A 20,178-nucleotide genomic window follows, 5' to 3' on the forward strand; every position below is an offset into this window, starting at 1 on the left:
ATAGCGCCGTTTTTTCTACTCCAAACGGACGGGTTCAAAAACACGACTCGTTTACCCTTTCTGCGGTTCGCGATTTTCGTAGTCTTCCAGGAACGAATGCAGCTCGCCGCCGGCCTTGTAGCCGGGGAACGTCTCGATGCAGACGGAGTGCAGGCTGTTGAAGATGCTCTTTTCGATATTCGGGTTTTCGCGCTTGAGGCGCTTGATGAGCATCTTGATTTCTTGCCGCTTGCTACCGCCACCGCCGTTGTCACAGACGGTGCAACTTTCGGTAAAGCGGCAGGCGCACTGGATAAACTGCAGCCCGTTGTAATTTTTCCAGTTGATAATGTCTTGCTCGTTGATGCAATACATGGGGCGGATGAGTTCCATGCCGCCGAAATTCAGGCTGTGGAGCTTGGGCATCATGCCCTGCAGTTGCGAACCGTAGAACATCGCCATGACGGTCGTTTCGATGACGTCGGAGAGGTGGTGGCCCAGCGCAATCTTGTTGCAGCCCAGGTCCTTTGCCTTGTGGTAGAGGTGGCCGCGGCGCATCTTTGCGCAAACGTAGCATGGGGAACGTTCCGTGTTGTTCGCCACGTCGAAAATGTTCGTCTCGAAAACGGTGATGGGGATTTCCAGGAGCTTTGCGTTGCTCTCGATTTTCTGGCGGTTGATTTCGTTGTAGCCAGGATCCATTACCAGATATTCCACGTCGAATTTCACGTCGCTGTGGCGGTGGAGCATTTGGATGAGCTTCGCCATGAGCATGGAATCCTTGCCGCCGGAAATGCAGACGGCAATTTTGTCGCCCTCTTCGATGAGTTTGTAGTTCTTGATGGCGGTAATGAACGGCGTCCAGAGCCTTTCGCGGTAAGTCTTCGAAATGCTCCGTTCTACGCTTTGTACAAATGAAAGTTCTCTTGCCATTTTCATTACCTTTTTTGCGTTTACTTGCAAAGTTCCTTGTAGCAGCTGTCGAATTCGGCTATGAATTCGCCGATTTCTTTTTCGGTGGTGAGGTGCGAAAGGCTTATGCGCCAGGAGTTCAAAGCATTTTTGCGGTCGCGGCAGACGGCAAAAACGGCGCGGGAGGGGAGCGCATCTACGCTGCAGGCGGACTTGACCGACACGTAAATTCCTTTGTCCGAAAGAGCTTTCTGGAAAATGTTCCCGCGGACTCCCGCGACACTCAGGTTCAAGATGTGCGGGACTGCGTCTGCGGGCGAATTGATGCGGACTTTCGGATAGCCGCAGAGTTTTTCTTGCAAAATCTTTCGCAGCTCCTTGATGCGGGCAAATCGTTCTTCGAAATGCTCCACGGCAAGCGACAGTGCCGTTTCGAGGGACGCGTCCAACGCGAGCGTCGGGGTGCCGCTGCGGTAAATAGTGGTGCTTGCGCCGCCGTAAATGAGCGGTTCCATGGCGATTCCGTTTTTCTTGTACAAAAGCCCGCTGCCCGAAAGCCCGTAGAACTTGTGCGCGCCGATGCTTGCCGTGTCTGCCAAATTCAGGTTTATAGGCGTTTTCCCGATGGCCTGCGTCGCGTCCATATGAAGGCTGCAGTTCGGGAATTCGCGTACAATATTACTGATGGATTCCAGCGGCTGCACCGTCCCGAGTTCGCTATCCACCGCGTTCACCGTCACGAGCACCGTATCTTTGCGGAGCAGGCTTCGCAAGTCTTCCAGGTCGATTTTCCCGTCGGTGCCGATTTTTACCATCTCTATTTCGTAGCCTGCTTCTTGCAGAGCCGTGAGCGTGGCGCTTACCGAAGAATGCTCCAGCGGGTTCGTGATGATGTGCTTGCCCACATGGCGCTTGGCCTGGACGATGCCGCGGATGGCGGTGTTGTTGCTTTCGCTTGCGCCCGAGGTGTAAATGATCTCGTCGGGGTTTACGCCCAAAAGTTTCGCGATGGAATCGGTCACCTGGGCGAGGAAAGCTTTTGCTGCATGCCCTGCTTCGTGATTCGAATTGGCGTTGCCGATAAACCCGCGTTCAACTTCGCAGAATCGTTGCAAGGCTTCTTCGCATGCCGGGGTATTTGCCGTGTAGTCGAAATAGGACATAACTACCAAAAAGATAGAAAAATGAGGGAGCGGTTATAGCGCGCTGTCGAGCACCATCATGAGCGTGAAGCCCACGGCGAAAAGGATGGTGCCGGCATCAAAGTGTTCGCCTTCGCTGACTTCGGGGAGCATTTCTTCCACAACCACGTAAATCATGGCACCCGCTGCAAGCGAGAGCAGGTAGGGCATAAACGGCGAAAGTGCCTCAGCCGCAAGCAGCGTGATTAACGCGCCTACGGGTTCTACGGCTCCGGAGAGCGCTCCCAAGGCGAAAGCCTTTTTGCGGGAAGCCCCTTCGGCACGGAGCGGGAGCGAAACCACCGCCCCTTCAGGGAAATTCTGGATGGCGATGCCTATGGCAAGCGCAAACGCACCCGAAAGCGTGATGGCCACATTCCCCGAAAGCCAGCCAGCGAAAACGATGCCGACGGCCATGCCCTCGGGCAAGTTGTGCAAAGTCACCGCCAGCGTGAGCATCGTCGTGCGCTTGAGTTTTGCCTTGGGACCTTCGGGTGTCGCGCTGCCTAAATGCAAATGCGGCGTGATTTTATCTAGAATAAACAGGAACAGGATACCGGCCCAGAAGCCGACTGTCGCCGGGACGAATGCCAATTTCCCCATCGATTCACTGGCGCTTATCGCAGGCAAAAGTAAGCTCCAAACGGAGGCTGCCACCATGACGCCTGCCGCAAAAGAGAGAAGGCCGCGTTTGAGGTTTTGACTCATCTGATTTCGCATGAAAAACACGCACGCAGCGCCGAGAACCGTCCCTAAAAACGGGATGGCAAGACCTTGAACAATTTGTAAGACGGGTTCGTTCATGCCATAAAGATAGTATTAACCTTTCCCGTACGGTTTGCTCAGGTACACGAGCGCCGTGGTGAGCGTGTAATCGGCAAGGAGTGCGGCACCGAGACCCACGATGGAGAGCAGGCCCACGTTGTGGAGGGCCCCCATGGGACTGAAGATGAATACGAGGAACATCGCGCAAAGAATGAAGGTGGTCATGCCCATGGTCTTTCCGATTTCGCGGTAAGAGAGCAGGAGCGCTTGCCGGTAGCTGCCTGTGCGTTCAAAGCCGTATTTGATGTGGTTGTTCATGTGGATGGTGTCGTCGACGGCGATGCCCAAAATCATTGTCATCACGATCATCGTGATCATGTCGAGCGGCATGCCCGAATAGCCCATGACGCCGCCAATCAGGAGAACGGGCGCTATGTTTGGAATCATCCCGATAAGGCCCGCCTTGATGCTGCCCGAAGGCAAACTACCGCTTTATTGTGGCCTTCAACACGTCGTTACTGGCGGCAGGCTTCTTCGGTTTCTTGGCGCCCTCGACCTCGGCCCTGCTGCACAACCTCTCGACCATGGCGATTTGTGCCAAGAGTATGACCCCGCTAAAACGCGCGTAGGGCCGCAACCCTCAAAAATCACCTAAATTATCAAAAAATGCCCCCGCTCAGAGCTACTTGAGCGGGGGCACCTTTATTCCCAAAGAGACACAAAAGAGGGAATTGGATTTTTTTGATTCAACCTAGCAAGCCCGAATCTGAATGCTATGGCAACAACCAGAGTTAGACTTGACTAATTAAAAGTTAGATAAAACTAACTACAAAAACAAGGGCAAAATCGCGAAATAAATGTAAATTTTTTCTTATAATATTAGTTTTGTCTAAACAAATACGCTTTCGGTAATAATTTTAGCCTTGCCTAATTAGATTTATTAAACTATATTAGCCGCGTCTAAATAAGGCTGGTTAAAATGGACCATACGAAACTAACTCAAAGTTTAGAAGACTACTTAGAAATGGTGCACATGTTGCGCCTAGCGAACGGGCTTGCCCGCGTCAAGGATATTGCGGCGGCTCTTGCCGTGAAAATGCCGTCGGTCGCAAAGGCCATGGTTGAACTCAAGAAGATGGGCCTTGTAAGGCAGGAACCCTACAGCGGTGTAGAACTCACCGAAGAGGGAGAGCGCGTTGCTGCCATGATTTTGAACCGTCATATTCTTCTGAAGGGTTTCCTGATTAAGTTGGGCGTGTCCGAGGCGATTGCCGACAAGGATGCTTGCAGTATGGAACACATTCTTTCGGCAGAAACGCTCGGTAAGATTGAAGATTTTGTGAAACCGTCGAATGCGATTGCCTCGGCAAAAGTTTCTTCGGTGAAAAAACTAAGGGTTGTCAAAAACACAAAGGAATGATATGAGCTGTAATTGTGGTTGCGGCGGAAAGTCGCAAACGAAAAAGTGGAGTACCGAGCCCAAGTTCTCGGAACTCAAAAAGGGCGACAAGGTGGAAATCGTCGGCTATAACGAAGGCGATTCTCGCTACAAGTCCAAGCTTCTTTCGATGGGGCTTGTGCGTGGCGTCCAGATCGAAGTCTTGCAAGCTGCCCCGCTCGGCGACCCGATCGAAGTTGCTGTGCTTTCTTATAGACTCTCGCTCCGTAAAGAAGAAGCCAACGTTCTCAAGCTGAGGAGGGTATAATGGCTGCTAGAAAGCTTTTGACGATTGCTATTGCCGGTAACCCGAACTGCGGTAAGACGGCTCTCTTTAACGCCCTTACGGGTGCCCGTCAGCATGTGGGTAACTGGCCCGGCGTGACGGTCGAAAAGAAGGAAGGCTACTTTGAACTTGGCGACCGCCAGATTCGCCTGGTGGACCTTCCGGGTACTTACGCCTTGTTCGCAAATGCCGAAGACGAACGCGCTGCTGTCGATTACTTGCTTAGCCGCGAAGCAAGCTTGATCATCAACATCGTCGATGCCACGAACCTGGAACGTAACCTGTTCCTCACGAGTCAGCTTGCCGATATGCATATCCCGATGGTGATTGCCGTCAATATGATGGATATCGCCGAAAATCGTGGAATCCAGCTGGATCTCGATGAGCTTTCTGACGTTTACGGCGTGCCGTGCATTCCGCTTTCCGCTGTGAGCGAAAAGAGCGTCACTAACTTTATCAGCCAAATGGGCCATGTGCTGGCATCTCCGATGCCGCTCCCGAAACAGATGGTTTATGGTGACAAGATTGAAGAAGCCGTCAAGGTTTTGGAACCGCAGGTGGCTCCGGTCGCAAAGCTCTTGGATGCGGACGCTCGTTGGGTTTCGCTCATGTATTTGGGTAACCAAAATAGCTATGCGGATAAGTTTGCCGAAGCTGGCGTAAAGATTAACAAGGCCGACGTTACAAAGATTCTTGGCGAAGAACCGGAATTTGCGATGGCCGAAAACCGCTATTCCATTTCGCACAGTGTGGCAGGCAAGGCAATTGTCGCTGCACGCGAGAAGAAGACCTTCTCGGATAAGCTTGATGCTGTGCTTTTGAACCGCTGGGCGGCGCTCCCGATCTTCCTTGTTATCATGTATTTGGTGTTCTGGGTAGCAGTCACTATCGGTTCTGCATTCATTGATTTCTTTGATGTACTGTTTGGTGCAATTTTTGTGGACGGCCTCGGCTACGTGCTCACGGATGTTCTCCATGCGCCGGGCTTTGTGTCCGCTATTCTCGCCGACGGTATCGGTGCCGGTATCCAGACGGTTTCGACCTTCATTCCGGTCATCTTCTTCATGTTCCTGTGCCTTTCGTTCTTGGAAGACTCGGGTTACATGGCTCGTGCCGCTTTCGTTGCAGACCGCTTCATGAGATTCCTTGGCCTTCCGGGTCGCGCCTTCGTGCCGATGATGGTGGGCTTTGGTTGCGGCGTGCCTGGCATTATGGGCTCTCGCGTGCTGGAATCCAAGCGTGAACGTTTCCTCACCATCTTCTTGGTGCCGTTCATGAGCTGCGGCGCTCGCCTTCCGGTGTATGCGCTGTTCGCTGCTGCATTCTTTGGCAAGATGGCTGGCACGGTCGTATTCCTGCTTTACCTCGCTGGCGTTCTCTTCGCTGTTGCTTACGGTCTCTTCTTGAAGAAGTCCCTGTTCCAGGGCCAGGCCAGCAACTTTGTGATGGAACTTCCGCCGTATCATTTGCCCAAGTTCAAGTCCCTGATGATCCACTGCTGGCAGCGCCTGCGCGACTACATTTGGCGTGCCGGTAAGGTGATTACGCTTGCCGTTGCAATACTTGGCTTCCTGAATAGCTTCGGTATTGTGGAGAAGGCTGCGGACGAAAATGCTCCGGCCGATGAACCGGCAGGTTTTGAATTTACAGCCGGTAACGGTGACTCCGAAAACAGCTTGCTTTCTACCATCGGCAAGGCGATTACGCCGGTGTTCGAACCGTTCGGTGTCGAAAAGGAAAACTGGCCGGCCTCTGTGTCTCTGTTCACGGGTCTTTTGGCCAAGGAAGCCGTTATCGGTACCATGAACTCGCTGTATTCCATGGCCGGTGAAAATGCAGAAGCTCCTGCAGAAGCTGCCGAAGCACCTGCTGAAGAAAAGGCTGAAGAAGAAAAGGTACTTATCGCCGGTGTAGACGAATGCCCCGCCGAAGAAGAGGAAGAAGGTGGCGCTCCCGATATCAAGGGTGCCGTGCTCGAAGCTCTCGGCTCGATTCCGGCAAATCTCTCTGAAGTCTTTGGCTCGCTCACCGACATTCTCGGAACCGCCGGTGAATTGGAAGGCCAGGAAGCTGCCGAACTCAAGAAAGAAACTCTCGACAAGATTACCGACGCCAAGGTGCTGACCTGCGAAGAATTTGCTGCCATCGCTACCTTCGGCGAAGAAGAAGAGGATGAAAAGACCCGCGAAGCCGTGTTCGAAAAGCTCGCTGCTGCTGGCATCACGCTCGATGAAGACGAAATGGGCGCTCTCGAAGAAGGCGACCTTTCCGAAACAGCCGACATCTACGCTAACCTCCGCTCTTACTTCCACAATCCGGATAAGAACGGTAACCCGGTGGATGGCTTTAACTGGCAGGTGTTCGCATTCCTCATCTTTATCTTGCTCTATGTACCTTGCCTTGCTGCAATGGGTGTCGTAGCCCGCGAAATCGGCCTCGGCCTTGCTATCCTTATGGCAACGGTTCAGACGATTCTTGCTTGGGCTGTGGCGGTTCTCCTCTATCAGGTGCCGGTTGGAGGCGATACCAAGTGGATCGTCGCTGCCATCGTGGCGCTGGTGGGTACGGGAATCTTCCTCAAGCTCTTCGGCATGAAGGCCAACAAGGAAAAGAGATTCGAAGACTAGTCTTTTAGAATCAAGAACTATTAAGGGCTGGTAGGCCCAAAACCTGCCAGCCCTTAATTAAAAAGCTTGAATTAGATTTGTCTAATTTGTGAAACTAAACTGAAACATCTTGGCACGCATTTTGCAATAATAGCACACAGAAGGCGATAGCCAAGCGTTTTTGTAGCACTATTTGTAAAAAACCTGACGGAGTGTTACAAAAACAGAAAATAAATCCGTCAAGGGAGAGAAAAATGAAGAATCGTTTGACGTCTAATCTTTTGTTCGGCCTTGCCGCCGCTTCCTTCTTTGCAGTGTCTGCATTTGCTCAGGAAGCCGCCCCTGCCGCCGAAGCCCCCGCTGCAGCCCCTGTTGCTGAAGCTCCTGCTGCAGCCCCTGCTGAAACTCAGGCCGCTCCTGCTCAGGAAGCCCCTGTCGTCGCTCCGGCACAGGAAACACCGGCTGAACAGCCTGTCGCTGCCGCTCCTGCTGAAGAAGAAAAATCCGCTGAATCTGCTCCTGCTGAAAATACAAACCCGGGCGAAGTGGCCGACGCTGCCGGTAACGCTTTCGACATGCTCAAGGCCAGCATGAGCGAAGGTACTTCTGAAGCCAAGATGGAAGTTAAGTATAATGGCGAAGTTGAATTTGACATCTACACGGGCAATGTCTTGGAAGATGAAGACCTGAACCATTCCTATGCTTCTACCTTTGACCTGAATTTTGAAGTCAAGTTCAATGAAAAGTGGTCTGCTTTCGTGGGTCTTGAAGCCGATGGTGAAACGACGGATCCGTTTGCCATTTACAATGGTGCCTACATTCAGTATCAGCCGGCTGAATTCTTCGCCGTCAAGCTGGGTGACCTGACCTTCTCGGAAGGTGCATTTGTTGCCTACTATGACTACGATGATCCTGCTGACAATGCTGCTGGCATGAAGGAACATGATATCCGTGGTTTTGAAATTGACTTGGCTGGCTTTATTCTTGGCTTTGGCTTTGGTCGTGGCGGTAACGACTGGGCCGACGAAGATGGTGCCAAGGTTTACGATGTCCACGCCGCTTACGAATTCGACTATGCCGGTCAGCACTTGCGTCCGTATGTGGACTACAAGAGCTTCCAGACCACTCAGCATAACGAACTCCATGCCGGTGTAGAAGCGGGCCTCTCTCTCGGTGGCTTTGGCTTCAGGGCTGTGTATGGTTTCCATGCTGATTACCTGATGGACGACGGTGATGTCGTGGAAGGTCAGGACTGGACTTCTACTGCCCACGCCTTCTTGGTTGAGCCGACTTTCGAAGTGGGTATGTTTGATATCAAGACGACTGCCTTCTACGCCCTCATCGACAGAGGTGATGCAGCCGAGGATGCTAGCGACCTTGATAACGGCGAAATCCCGGAATACTTCTTCCTGTACGCCGAACCGGCTTTCAAGTTTGCTGAATTCATCAAGGTTGGCATTCCTGTAGAATACCACACGCACACTTTGGATGATGATGACGATACCGCTGCTACGTTCGATGTCGGTGCCCGCGTCTACATCACTCCGGTCGAAAACCTGGAAATCACCGCTTTCGGCATGGTGGATGTTGCCGTGCAGGATAACGAAGACGATGACGCTCTGCGTTTCGGTCTTGAAACGGTGTACAGCTTCTAATTACCTCGCATAATGCGCAAAAAGGGGACTGTGGCGTTTTGCCGCGGTCCTTTTTTTATGTGAAGGGGAATGGCGGGCTTATTTCCCCTTCATACTTGCCTGGATTTTGGCGATGACTTCTTCTGGCGTCACGAAATTCAAAACGCTGAAAGCCGTCATTTCATTACCCATGTCCTTGAACGAGGCTCCAAAGTGATAAACCGTATCATCCACAAGCAAAAATCGATCGTGAATAGTGCGCATGGTCTTCAGTTCTAAGTCGGGATATTGCTTATTGTGCATGTCCTTGGCTGCCTTAAATTCGGGAGTGATACGTGCGGAATAAATGACAGCCTTAACATCTTTCGCACGCATTGCGGCAAATTTTAAAACCTCGAGATTTGCATATGGATCGATAAACACCACGGACCGCTTCGCGGATTTCACCAAATCAGCAATCAGAACAAGTCCGTCAAACCGAGTTCCTGTCGCAAGGATGCCTCCTGTGGGTGTTTGGACGGCTTTGACAAAGAAATCAATATGTTTTTCAACGGTCGAAAGACGATTGTCCACATTTTCGAGTTTCGTTCCCTGGTTTTCAATTAATTGCCGTTGTTCCTGAAACTGATTGGCGATCTGCATTCCAGTCGCAACCATTCGTTGATTTACGGCATAACCTTTGAGCATGTAGTCTTTCAGGATTTTATTTGCCCACTGGCGAAAACGTGTTCCTGCAATGGACTTGACTCGATAGCCGACGGAAATGATGACATCTAAATTATATAGGACGACTTCCGAAGATTGTGTTTTCCCTTTGATTGCGCCATGCGGAGTGGTATGTGCAAAATTTGCACATACCACTTTGGAATCTAATTCGCCTTCATTGAACGCGTTTTTGATGTGCTTTGCAATAACGGAACGATCTCTCTCGAATAATCGTGCCATCTGTGCCTGCGTGAGACAGACCGTCTCGTTTTCAACGCGCACCTCCAAGCGGACTTCACCTTCCGGCTGGTAAAGGACGATTTCACCAGAATCCGATTTCGCAATCGGATTCAACGAATCTCCATTTTCCTTGGTTTTTCCCATAGCCTTACCTATGGAACGCATGCCCCGTAACGGGCCCCTGTCGGGGGATATAAAAAAGCGTCAGTACTTCCGACGCAGAATGAAATATACAATACTATTCCAAGTTGGACTATGCCAAAATCGATGATTTTACCGAAATTTGCCTATTCTTGTGCTTAGATGGTATTTTCTTCTGTAATTATCGCTCACTTTGTAAATATTTATGTATTTTTGAAAGTAAATAGAGTTTTAGCTCTTGTTCTCACATTGAAATCGGGAAAATTTCAACTTACACGAGGACAAGGCGAACGCTCACGCAGGCACGCCGTTTTTGCGGTGTGTTTCAGTTTGCTGTGCCGACTTTTAGTCGGCCTTTGGTTGCATGACCAATGGGCAACAGCCCTTTCGGGGCGTGGGTCGTTTGCGTTTATCGTGTAAGGGCCCTTTCCCGAGCCTCAATGTGGTAAATGCAACGACTCACGCCTTTTTGTGTTCCTAAAATTGACTGGGTTCTTTGCGCCAGAGTTAATCTCTATGCGTTAATGAAGGGGAATGCCGTATGCCGTTCAAAGTAGAAATGGTGAAATCTGAGAACGAAAAAAATCGTGAAGAATTGTGGAAATTTTACGAAAAGGCTATAGAAGGAAGGAATGCTTTTTATAACCATTATGTTAAATATGTGAATTTATACGCAATATTTACTGGTGCATTGTTTGTAGCTTTCTATACCTTGTTAGGAAAGGGTGATTGCAAACTATATGCTGTGTTAGTTGCTTGTTTGGGAATGATTACATCCATTTTATGGTTGTGCAGTGTAAAAGGGTACTATTCCTGGATTATAAGTTGGATTAATGTGGTTAAATATTATGAAGAACGTTTAAACAGTGGTCTCTCTGTTCACGAAGCATGTTTTGTGTATGGGCTGTATTATGATTGCAATAAAGATTCCTGTATTTTAACAAAACCATCAAGTTTTTCGACGCAGAAATTGACTATGCTTTTTGTCGAATTAATGATTATTGGCTGGTTCTTTTCGATAATTCTATTGTTTGCGTCCAAACAGATTACAGAAATTTTCCAATTTTTATTCGTTTTTTATCCAGTTGTAGTGTATCTGATAATTTTCTGCGTTGTTTTTGCTTCAATAATCGTTTGTGGGCGTATTCGGGAAAAAATAAAAGACAATGTAGAAGATCATTATAAATTGAAGCGTACAACTAGAGAGCATTTTTCTGTGGAGTCTCCACTTCCCCCAAATTGTCGCAACAAAGCCTAAACGCTTAACCTTTATACAAGAGGTTTCTATGATGATGCAAAAAATCAAAAAGATTGCCTTGGTTTGTGCCACATGGATTGGCGTGCTGAATGCTGCACCCGCAATTTGGGATGGTTCAGCCGATATTTCTTGGTATGAACCCGGGGCGCAAGCTTATAACCTGACCACTGCGGAACAGCTCGCAGGTCTTGCAAAGCTTGTGAATGAGGGAACATCTGATTTTGATGGTAAAACAATTACTTTAGGATTTGATATTTTCTTGAATGATACTGCAGGAATCGGAGATACTTCATGGTATAATATTTCTCACACTGAATGGACTCCTATTGGAACTAAAAAAAATCCTTTTAGGGGAGAATTTGATGCGCTAGCAGGGAAAAATAATCGCAAAATATTCGGGTTGTACATTAAGAATGGAAATGATTATGCGGGCTTTTTTGGATACACAGAACATTTAAAGGTGAGTAACCTTGATTTAGTTGCAGGAAGTATTACTGCCCAAAATTATGTTGGAGCTGTTGCGGGATATGCGATAAACGCAATCATTACGAATGTACATAGTAAGGTGAATGTGTCAGGAGCCAATTGTGTTGGAGGCTTAGTAGGTTTCTCAACGGGAAAATTAAATGCAAGTTCTGTGGAAAGTCGTGTTTTGGGAATAGATTCTGTTGGTGGCGTTGCTGGTTATGTTGATGAAATTGAATCTAGCGTTCACGACAAAGGATATGTTCAAGGTCGTAATTATGTTGGTGGAATCGCTGGCGCGTCTGCAGTGATATCTGGTTCCCATCACGAAGGTGGTGATGTTGTTGGCTTAGGTTCCTACATTGGAGGCGTGGTTGGACAATGTTCTTCTGTAAATAACAGCTTCGCAGAAAGTTCTGTGAGGGGTGTTTCTTATGTAGGAGGAATTGCGGGAATTTCAGAAGAGATAAAAAATGTTCATCATTGCGTGGGAAATGTAATTGGAAGTGGTCATTATGTTGGCGGAATAGCCGGCTTTAGTAATTCAATATATACTAGCTATGCAGAAGGAGATGTTATAGGAGATTCAAGTTATGTTGGTGGTGTAGTTGGATCTGCAAAGGGATTGTTAAGTACGGTTTATCATACGGGTGGTAACATAACCGGTCGCGCCTATATAGGTGGATTAGCTGGAAATACAAATCGAATACATTTGTCATATTCAGAAGGAAATGTTGTGGGCGAAGATAACTTTGTTGGTGGTCTCGCCGGCTATGCTAGAGGGACGATTGATTCGTCGCATTCAAAGGGAAATGTAAATGGAACTGAATATGTTGGCGGCTCTGTTGGTTTTTCAAAAGGTTTGTTGAATGGAGTTTATCATATTGGTGGTGACATAACTGGTCATGCCTATGTAGGAGGCTTAGTAGGAAATGCAAACCGAATACGTTCGTCATATTCAGAAGGAAATGTTGTGGGCGAAGATAACTTTGTTGGTGGTCTCGCCGGCTATGCTAGTGGAACGATTGATTCGTCATATTCAGAAGGAAATGTAGGTGGTATTGACTATGTTGGTGGTCTAGTTGGTTTTGCTTTAGCATCCATAACAGAATCTTATTCAAAGGGGAATGTCTCGGGATTAAACAATTTCATAGGTGGTTTAGTTGGTCAATCGTCGGGAACAATCTTCAACTCGCATTCATTGGGGAATGTCGAGGGTGAGAATTATATAGGAGGGTTGGTTGGACATTCTTATTTCTATAGCAAAACAGACAGAGATACAATTGTTCATGTTGTGCGAAACTCATATGCAATAGGTGATATTCGAGGACAAAATTATGTGGGAGGTCTCGTGGGTTTAGACTCTATTTACAATGGCGATTCGACGACCGTAGATACTATAACAACATTATCGTTAATAACCAAAGTGATGTATAATTCTTATTCTAAAGGGACGGTAACGGCTGAGGGGAATTATGTTGGAGGAGTTCTTGGAAAATCAAATTATAATTATGGCGTCAAAAACTCCTTCTTGCTGATGGAGTCAGTACATCATATGGATGGTAGTATAAATGGGATCTCCTACGTTGGAGGATTGGCTGGACAATTGACCGGATCTATAACGAATAGCTTTTCGGAAGGATCTGTGATTGGCGAATGCGATTATGTTGGCGGCTTGGTTGGATTGAATTTTTATGCTTTTCAATCAGATGGCAATGCGGTCTCAACTCATGAATCTCGAAAAATCAAAGTTTTACAGAATTCGTATGCTACGGGGGATGTATATGGTAAAAATTTTGTCGGTGGATTAGTTGGAACCGATTATTTTTATGCAGATACTATTCTTTATAAACAAATTTCAAATACCCCAATTCGAATAATTTATAAATCACATTTTAAAGGTAGAGTTGTTGGTAAACATGATTATGTCGGAGGATTGTTGGGAAGGACCGATTATCCAGATGAAGAACATTATAGTATGCATATAGATTCTTCGTTTCATATAGAAGGACATATAGAAGGAATGGGATTTGTCGGTGGTGTTGCAGGATTATTGTTTGGAGAAATTGAGAATTCTTATTCTAAAGGAAATGTCTCGGGCGTAACCGATTATGTAGGCGGCGTCGTAGGATATGCTTCATATGTAGTTGATTGTTTTTCAGAGAGTGATGTGATGGGTGGAAACTATGTTGGAGGCGCCGTAGGATTTATTTCATCTAAAACAAAAAATGGGGCAGGGTATTTGCGAAATACTCATTCTTCAGGGCTAGTAGTTGGTTCCGGTGATTATGTAGGTGGAGTTGCGGGTAAAGCTCTGATTGGCAGCATTAGCCCAATTGATTCAATCTATCATATCAATGGCGATGTAAAGGGAGCCTCGTATGTGGGTGGCCTGGTCGGTCATGCTTCGTATTTAAAAAATTCATATTCAAAAGGGAATGTGTATGGACGCGGAAATTATGTCGGAGGAATCGCGGGATATACGGGAACGATAAGAATGTCCAATTCTATTGGCGATGTTAAAGGATCTGGCGAATATGTTGGGGGTGTTGCTGGCTATGCGGTTACAAAAATTGATTCGTCTTCTCATATAGGTGGGGATATTACAGGCGAAAAACTTGTAGGAGGCTTAGCTGGATATGCTCGGGAGGTGACGAATTCGTCGTCAGAAGGAAATGTCTTCGCTTCAGGAGATGTTGTTGGTGGCATAGCAGGAAATTCTCGAATTATAAATAATGTTTGTCACAAACAGGGAAATGTTGTTGGTGTAAATAATGTGGGAGGGATTGTTGGAAAAGGTGGTAGTATTGAAAATTCCTTTTTTATTGGAAATGCTTTTGGAAAAGATTCTGTCGGTGGCGTTGCTGGATCTGCGGAAAGTGATATTTTTAAATCCTACTTTATTGGCGATTCTGTAATAGGCATTTACCAAGTGGGAGGTCTTGTCGGAGTCGTGAATGGTCGAGTAGATTCTTCCTATTCGACTGCAAATGTCAAAGGTGACGATAACGTTGGCGGTTTGATTGGAAGTTCCTATGGAAATATCTCTTGTTCGTATGCAACGGGTAATGTGATTGGCGATGTTGACAATTCTAGTGCCGGTAACGATAACTTGGGTGGTCTTGTCGGGTATGCTTATAAAGGCTCTATCTCAAAATCATTGGCTATAGGTGATGTTAGCGGAACGACAAAATTAGGGGGACTTGTCGGTCGATTTGATGGAACAAGTATTTCGCAGAGTTATGCTCAGGGAAATGTAACTGGTTCATATTATGGAAATCCAGCCGATGAAGTGGGAAACTTCTATATCGGTGGCTTGATTGGCTATGGAAAGGGGTCTGTTTCCGAAACATATGTAAGTGGCTCGGTAAAAGGCATTGAAGATGGTCCCGTTTATACAGGTTGTATTGTAGGCTATGTAAATGGCTCTATGGAAATAGCGGATTCCTATTTTGATAGCGAAAAATGTAATCTTACGTTTGAAGGCAAGACGGGAATCGCCACAATTTCTAATTCTCCAGCACAAACGACTGCTGCAATGCAATCATCGTCTACTTATGGAAATTGGGACTTTATAGATACATGGAGAATTATCGGAGAGTCTTACCCAAGATTATCATGGTTCGTAGGAACTCTTGCCGAGGCGATTGTGGAAACAGCTTCGCTTAAAGATTTTGTTTATGACGGCAAAGAAAAAAAGCCTGCTGTGAAGTCTATAACATTGTACGGAACAGCATTATATGAAGGAACCGATTATACGGTTTCATACCAAAATAATGTAAATGCTGGAACTGCTATAATAAATATTTGTGGAATTGGGACGTATTCAGGGTGTAAACCTGTTTCTTTTGAGATTTCTCCAGTAAACGTAGCTGTTTCTATCGCTGCAATAGATAATCAGGTTTATAATGGAGATTCTATAACGCCAAATATTTCAGTGCTAGTTGCCGATACCGTGATAAACCCGATAGATTATCGATTATTTTACACTAATAACATTAACGCGGGGAAGGGCTCTGTTCAGGCCGTTCTTACGGGTAATTACTCTGGTTCCGCAAAGGCTGATTTTATTATTGAAAAGGCCCCTTCGACAATTTTAGAGTTACCGACTGCAAAGGATGTCTATTTCGGTCAAACATTGGCAGATGCGATAATTGACGGCGGCGATGCCAATGTGGATGGCTCTTTTATCTGGTCTGAATCCAATGTGATTCCGGATGTAGTAAATAAAGGCTATGAAATTACATTCGTTCCTGCGGATGCACAAAATCACCTTACTGCAACTGCAATAATTCCTTTAACAGTTAAGAGAAATGTGATTGTATTTACATATGGCAAAGATACTTTACAGGTAGATACATTGCTATATGGGGATCTACCTCAATTTGATGGAGATTTGCCAAAGAAAGAATCCGCTCAATATGTATATACCTTCAAAGGGTGGTCTCCCGAAATTGTAAAGGTTGCTGGTAGCGCTTCTTATAAAGCAGTCTATGATAGCACAATTCGCAAATACACCATTAGTTTTTATAGCGAAGATAGTCTTTTGCAGTCTTCTGAAATTGAATATGGAAAAATGCCGGTTTTGAAGACATCTAATCCTAAAAAAGCTATGAGTACGGCTTATACATACCAATTCAAGGGATGGTTCCCAACGCTTGTTTCCGTTGCAGGAGATGCTGAATACAAGGCTGTATTCGACAGTACAATTAGAATGTATCAGATTTCTTTTGTGAATGGCAGAGATACCCTGCAAAAAGATTCTATTGCTTATGGAGATTCGCCAAAATACACTGGCAAAACACCAACAAAGGCTTCGACAAAGAATTACAGCTATGAATTTACAGGTTGGTCCCCTAAGATAGAGAAAGTTGTTGGCGAGGCTGCCTATCATGCGGTATTCGATAGTACGAAGTTGGCCGGAATAATGGATAATCAATTTGCTAATTTGGAAATGTCTGTAAGCGTAATTTCTCGCAATATTCAGATTTCAACTGCTCCGGTAGGCTCTGTTTATGCAATCTTTGATGTGCAGGGGAGTGTGTTGAAGAACGGCTATGTTGAATCTGCCAATTTCAATATTGCCGTACCGCAAGCAGGTAATTATATGATACGAATCGGAAATCATGTTCAGAGAATTAGCGTAAAATAATTCCCAACAAAAGCGAAGTTTGGGCGGACGTCATGTCCGCCCTTTTGCGTTAGGGATAGTCGCCCGAAGGGCGGAGACTTGCTTGCAAGGCTCGGTGAGCGAAGCGAGTATAGCCCGACCCGGCGAGGGACGAGCCGGGTAACACCCCTTTTTACCCCCAATTTCCATAGCTTAGCCTTTACTAATTAGCCGTGGCTTTCTAAATTTAGCGTTGACTAATATATAAGGTGTGTTTTTCGTCTAATCGGAGCCGTCCTATGGAACAAGTAAAGTTAAGCCAGAGCCTTGAAGACTACTTGGAAATGGTGCACATGCTGCGCCTTGCGAACGGGATTGCCCGTGTCCGCGACATTGCGGCGGCGCTCAAGGTCAAGATGCCGTCGGTTGCCAAGGCGGTGATTGAACTCAAGAAGCTGGGCCTTGTGACGCAGGAACCGTACAGCGGCATCGAACTCACGTCGGAAGGTGCGCTTGTGGCGTCCCAGATTCTGAACCGTCACATCCTGCTGAAGGGTTTCCTGATTAAGCTCGGTATCTCCGAGGCGATTGCCGACAAGGATGCCTGCTGCATGGAACACATTCTTTCGGCGGAGACTCTCGAGAAAATCGAGGAATTTGTGAACACGCCCAATGAATCGGCGAAAAAGCCGAACGCCGCTAAATCTAAGAAAAAGTAAATCGTTGGTGTATGAATAACGAACCGAAGTTTTCGGAACTAAAAAAAGGCGACAAGGCCGAAATTATTGGATACAACACGGGTGATTCTCAATACAAGTCCAAACTTTTGTCGATGGGGCTTGTGCGTGGCGTGGTGCTGCAGGTTTTGCAGGTGGCTCCGCTCGGCGACCCGGTCGAGGTGAGCGTGCTTTCGTACAGGCTCTCGCTCCGCAAACAAGAAGCCAATGTGCTCAAGTTGAGGAGAGTCTGATGCCTATCGAGAAAGAAGTTTTCACGATTGCGATTGCAGGCAATCCGAACTGCGGAAAGACGGCGCTCTTTAACTCGCTTACCGGCTCGAACCAGATTGTGGGCAACTGGCCTGGCGTGACTGTCGAAAAGAAGGAAGGCCAGTTCAAGCTCGACAACCACACGATTCGCGTGGTGGACTTGCCGGGTATTTACGCGCTGTTTGCGAATTCTGAAGACGAACGCGCCGCTCTCGATTACTTGCTCAAGGGCGAGGCGGACCTGGTCGTGAACATTCTAGATGCTACGAACCTGGAACGCAACCTGTTCCTCACGAGCCAGCTGATGGAAAAGGGCGTGCCGATGGTCTTGGCGGTGAACATGATGGATATCGCGGCGAGTCGCGGCATCCATGTGGACCTGCACAAGCTCGAAGAAATTCTCGGCGTGACGGCGATTGGCCTTACGGCGGTTTCGCCCAAGAGCTGCGAAGGATTCGTGAACGACTTGCACAAGTTGCTGCATAACAGCCGCGAGCTTCCGCTCCCGAAGGCGGTCAAGCATTCCGAAGTTCTGGAAAAGCTGATTGAAGAAATTGCGGTGCCGCTCAAGCCCGTAGCCGACAAGCTTGGCGCAAGCCCGCGCTGGACGGCGGTGCAGTACCTGGAGCATAGCGGGCGAGTGCAGGAACTTGCCGACGAACTCGGTGTCGAAATCCCGCACGACAAGATTGAAGAAGACTTGGGCGAAGAGGTGGAATTTGCACTGGCCGATTCCCGCTACTCCTATGCCCGCGACATCGCGAAGGCCGTCATCCGCGACAATACTACCAAGCGCACGCGGACCGACAAGCTCGACAAACTATTTCTGAACCGTATTCTAGGAATACCGCTTTTCCTTATTGCCATGTATCTGGTGTTCTGGTTTGCGGTGAAGGTCGGCAGCGCGTTCATCGATTTCTTCGACATCCTGTTCGGCGGAATTTTCGTGGACGGAATGACGGAACTTCTGACGAAGATTGGTGCGCCGGGCGTTGTCGTGGCGCTGTTGGCGAACGGCATCGGTACGGGTATCCAGACGGTATCGACGTTCATACCTGTCATTTTCTTCATGTTCCTTTGCCTTTCGTTCCTCGAGGATTCTGGCTACATGTCGCGTGCGGCGTTTGTGGCGGATCGCTTTATGCGGTTCCTCGGGCTCCCGGGAAAGGCTTTCGTGCCGATGATCGTTGGCTTTGGCTGTTCGGTGCCGGCGCTCATGGGCACGCGTACGCTCGAAAACAAGCGCGAAAGGTTCCTTACTTTGTTCTTGGTGCCGTTCATGAGTTGTGGGGCGCGCCTTCCGGTGTATGCGCTATTTGGTGCGGCTTTCTTCGGCGAAAGCGCAGGCACGCTCGTGTTCGGGATTTACCTGACGGGCATCGTGATTGCGCTGATTTACGGCCTGCTCTTGCGCCATACGGTTTTCATGGGCAAGGAATCGACGTTCATCATGGAACTGCCGCCTTACCATTTGCCCAAGGCGCGTAACCTTTTCCGTCACGCATGGCTCCGCCTCAAGGAATTCGTTTTCCGCGCGGGCAAGGTCGTGCTCATTATGGTGACGGTGCTCGGCTTTATGGGCTCCGTCGGCACGGACGGAAGTTTCGGCAACGACAACAACGAAAAGTCGGTGCTGAGCGCCGTGGGAACGGTGATTACGCCGGTGTTCGAACCCTTCGGTGTTGAACGCGACAATTGGCCTGCTTCGGTGGCGCTCTTTACGGGACTCTTTGCGAAGGAGGCTATTGTCGGAACGCTCAATTCGCTGTATGCCATTGAGGGCACGGGCGACGCTGACGCTGTGGGGGAGGCCGGCGCGCTTGCAACTGCCGACGCTGACGAAAGCTTTAGCCTGAAATCTACGGTAAAAGAAGCTCTCGTAAGCATCCCCGCGAACTTAGTGGAAGTCTTTACCTCCATTGCGAACCCGCTGGGAGTCAAGGCTGCGATTGAAGAATCCGAAGGTGCTGGAAACGAAGGCGCGTACAAGACCATGCAGGCGCATTTCAACCTGGGGCGTTTCCAGGTGTTGGCATACTTACTATTTATATTGCTCTACGTGCCGTGCCTTGCCGCCATGGGAACCGCCTTCCGTGAACTCGGGCGCTTCTACGGAACGCTCATGATGGTGTTTCAGACGGTTATCGGCTGGAGTCTCTCGGTGCTGTTCTTCCAACTGACCTGCGGACATTCTGTCGCGCTGATTATCACCTCGGTGGTGCTCCTCGCCGGTGTGGTCGTGAGCCTCATTTTGATCGGTCGCGACCAACGCAAGAAGAAAGTGTTCGAATAACGCCCGTTCTCGCGCAATCTGCGTCTGATTTACGGGTGTTTACGTAAATTGTAAAACCAGTGTAATTCTTTACAATTTTTGAAATTGAAAATTTAGCCAAATTTTAAGATTCGGCTTTTGTTTTACATTTTTGACCGCTTTTTCAATAATTGGCGGGTGTTTCGTCCATTTGGCAC

General features: G+C 48.0%; 14 protein-coding genes. 9 read left to right on the forward strand and 5 right to left on the reverse strand.

From position 1 onward, the window contains the following. Positions 1 to 51 precede the first annotated feature (51 nt). Genes B9Y58_RS02080 through B9Y58_RS02095 form a run of 4 tightly spaced genes read right to left on the reverse strand, consistent with a single transcriptional unit; the run spans position 52 to position 3,320 of the window. The gene (locus tag B9Y58_RS02080) at positions 52 to 912 is read right to left on the reverse strand and encodes a tRNA 2-thiocytidine biosynthesis TtcA family protein (RefSeq protein ID WP_073054715.1); all 861 of its coding nucleotides are present in this window, start codon (positions 910 to 912) and stop codon (positions 52 to 54) included. A 20-nt stretch (positions 913 to 932) separates the two neighbouring features. After that, positions 933 to 2,054 (reverse strand): cysteine desulfurase family protein, encoded by a 1,122-nt coding sequence (locus B9Y58_RS02085; protein ID WP_073053838.1) that lies wholly within the window; start codon positions 2,052 to 2,054, stop codon positions 933 to 935. Positions 2,055 to 2,087: 33 nt separating this feature from the next. Next, positions 2,088 to 2,876: a ZIP family metal transporter gene (locus tag B9Y58_RS02090; RefSeq protein ID WP_073053840.1), complete on the reverse strand. Its 789-nt coding sequence runs from the start codon at positions 2,874 to 2,876 to the stop codon at positions 2,088 to 2,090. A gap of 15 nt (positions 2,877 to 2,891) precedes the next feature. After that, complete coding sequence (locus B9Y58_RS02095; protein WP_085534743.1) at positions 2,892 to 3,320, reverse strand: MMPL family transporter; 429 nt, start codon at positions 3,318 to 3,320, stop codon at positions 2,892 to 2,894. 496 nt (positions 3,321 to 3,816) lie between these two features. Between B9Y58_RS02095 and B9Y58_RS02100 the strand changes: the two genes are divergently transcribed. The 4 genes from B9Y58_RS02100 (at position 3,817) to B9Y58_RS14710 (ending at position 8,822) form a co-directional block, all read left to right on the forward strand. After that, the gene (locus tag B9Y58_RS02100) at positions 3,817 to 4,257 is read left to right on the forward strand and encodes a metal-dependent transcriptional regulator (protein WP_073053844.1); all 441 of its coding nucleotides are present in this window, start codon (positions 3,817 to 3,819) and stop codon (positions 4,255 to 4,257) included. Position 4,258: 1 nt separating this feature from the next. Further along, positions 4,259 to 4,543, forward strand: a complete 285-nt coding sequence (locus B9Y58_RS02105; RefSeq protein ID WP_072799378.1) for a FeoA family protein — start codon at positions 4,259 to 4,261, stop codon at positions 4,541 to 4,543. Further along, positions 4,543 to 7,188, forward strand: coding sequence for a ferrous iron transport protein B (feoB, locus tag B9Y58_RS02110; protein ID WP_109639636.1), 2,646 nt, complete (start codon positions 4,543 to 4,545; stop codon positions 7,186 to 7,188). Before B9Y58_RS02105 ends, feoB (B9Y58_RS02110) begins: the two co-directional genes overlap by 1 nt. 233 nt (positions 7,189 to 7,421) lie before the next feature. Beyond that, the gene (locus B9Y58_RS14710) at positions 7,422 to 8,822 is read left to right on the forward strand and encodes a hypothetical protein (RefSeq protein ID WP_199220933.1); all 1,401 of its coding nucleotides are present in this window, start codon (positions 7,422 to 7,424) and stop codon (positions 8,820 to 8,822) included. A 78-nt stretch (positions 8,823 to 8,900) separates the two neighbouring features. On the opposite strand, the gene rhuM is transcribed toward B9Y58_RS14710, so the two are convergent. Then, positions 8,901 to 9,890, reverse strand: coding sequence for a virulence RhuM family protein (gene rhuM / locus B9Y58_RS02120; RefSeq protein ID WP_073054719.1), 990 nt, complete (start codon positions 9,888 to 9,890; stop codon positions 8,901 to 8,903). Between the two features lie 538 nt (positions 9,891 to 10,428). Between rhuM and B9Y58_RS02125 the strand changes: the two genes are divergently transcribed. The 5 genes from B9Y58_RS02125 to feoB (B9Y58_RS02145) all read left to right on the forward strand — a co-directional run bounded on the left by B9Y58_RS02125 (position 10,429) and on the right by feoB (B9Y58_RS02145) (position 20,002). Next, positions 10,429 to 11,145, forward strand: a complete 717-nt coding sequence (locus tag B9Y58_RS02125; protein ID WP_073053846.1) for a RipA family octameric membrane protein — start codon at positions 10,429 to 10,431, stop codon at positions 11,143 to 11,145. A 28-nt stretch (positions 11,146 to 11,173) separates the two neighbouring features. Continuing rightward, positions 11,174 to 16,762 (forward strand): M26 family metallopeptidase, encoded by a 5,589-nt coding sequence (locus tag B9Y58_RS02130; protein ID WP_073053848.1) that lies wholly within the window; start codon positions 11,174 to 11,176, stop codon positions 16,760 to 16,762. Positions 16,763 to 17,019: 257 nt separating this feature from the next. Continuing rightward, a complete protein-coding gene (locus tag B9Y58_RS02135) occupies positions 17,020 to 17,439 on the forward strand; it encodes a metal-dependent transcriptional regulator (RefSeq protein ID WP_073053850.1) in 420 nt (139 codons plus the stop codon). A gap of 11 nt (positions 17,440 to 17,450) precedes the next feature. Beyond that, a complete protein-coding gene (locus tag B9Y58_RS02140) occupies positions 17,451 to 17,690 on the forward strand; it encodes a FeoA family protein (RefSeq protein ID WP_072799394.1) in 240 nt (79 codons plus the stop codon). After that, the gene (gene feoB / locus B9Y58_RS02145) at positions 17,690 to 20,002 is read left to right on the forward strand and encodes a Fe(2+) transporter permease subunit FeoB (RefSeq protein WP_073053852.1); all 2,313 of its coding nucleotides are present in this window, start codon (positions 17,690 to 17,692) and stop codon (positions 20,000 to 20,002) included. The genes B9Y58_RS02140 and feoB (B9Y58_RS02145) overlap by 1 nt, the downstream gene beginning before the upstream one ends. The last annotated feature ends 176 nt before the right edge of the window (positions 20,003 to 20,178 follow it).

Origin of the sequence: Fibrobacter sp. UWB15, from assembly GCF_900177705.1 — a bacterium.
GTDB lineage: Bacteria > Fibrobacterota > Fibrobacteria > Fibrobacterales > Fibrobacteraceae > Fibrobacter.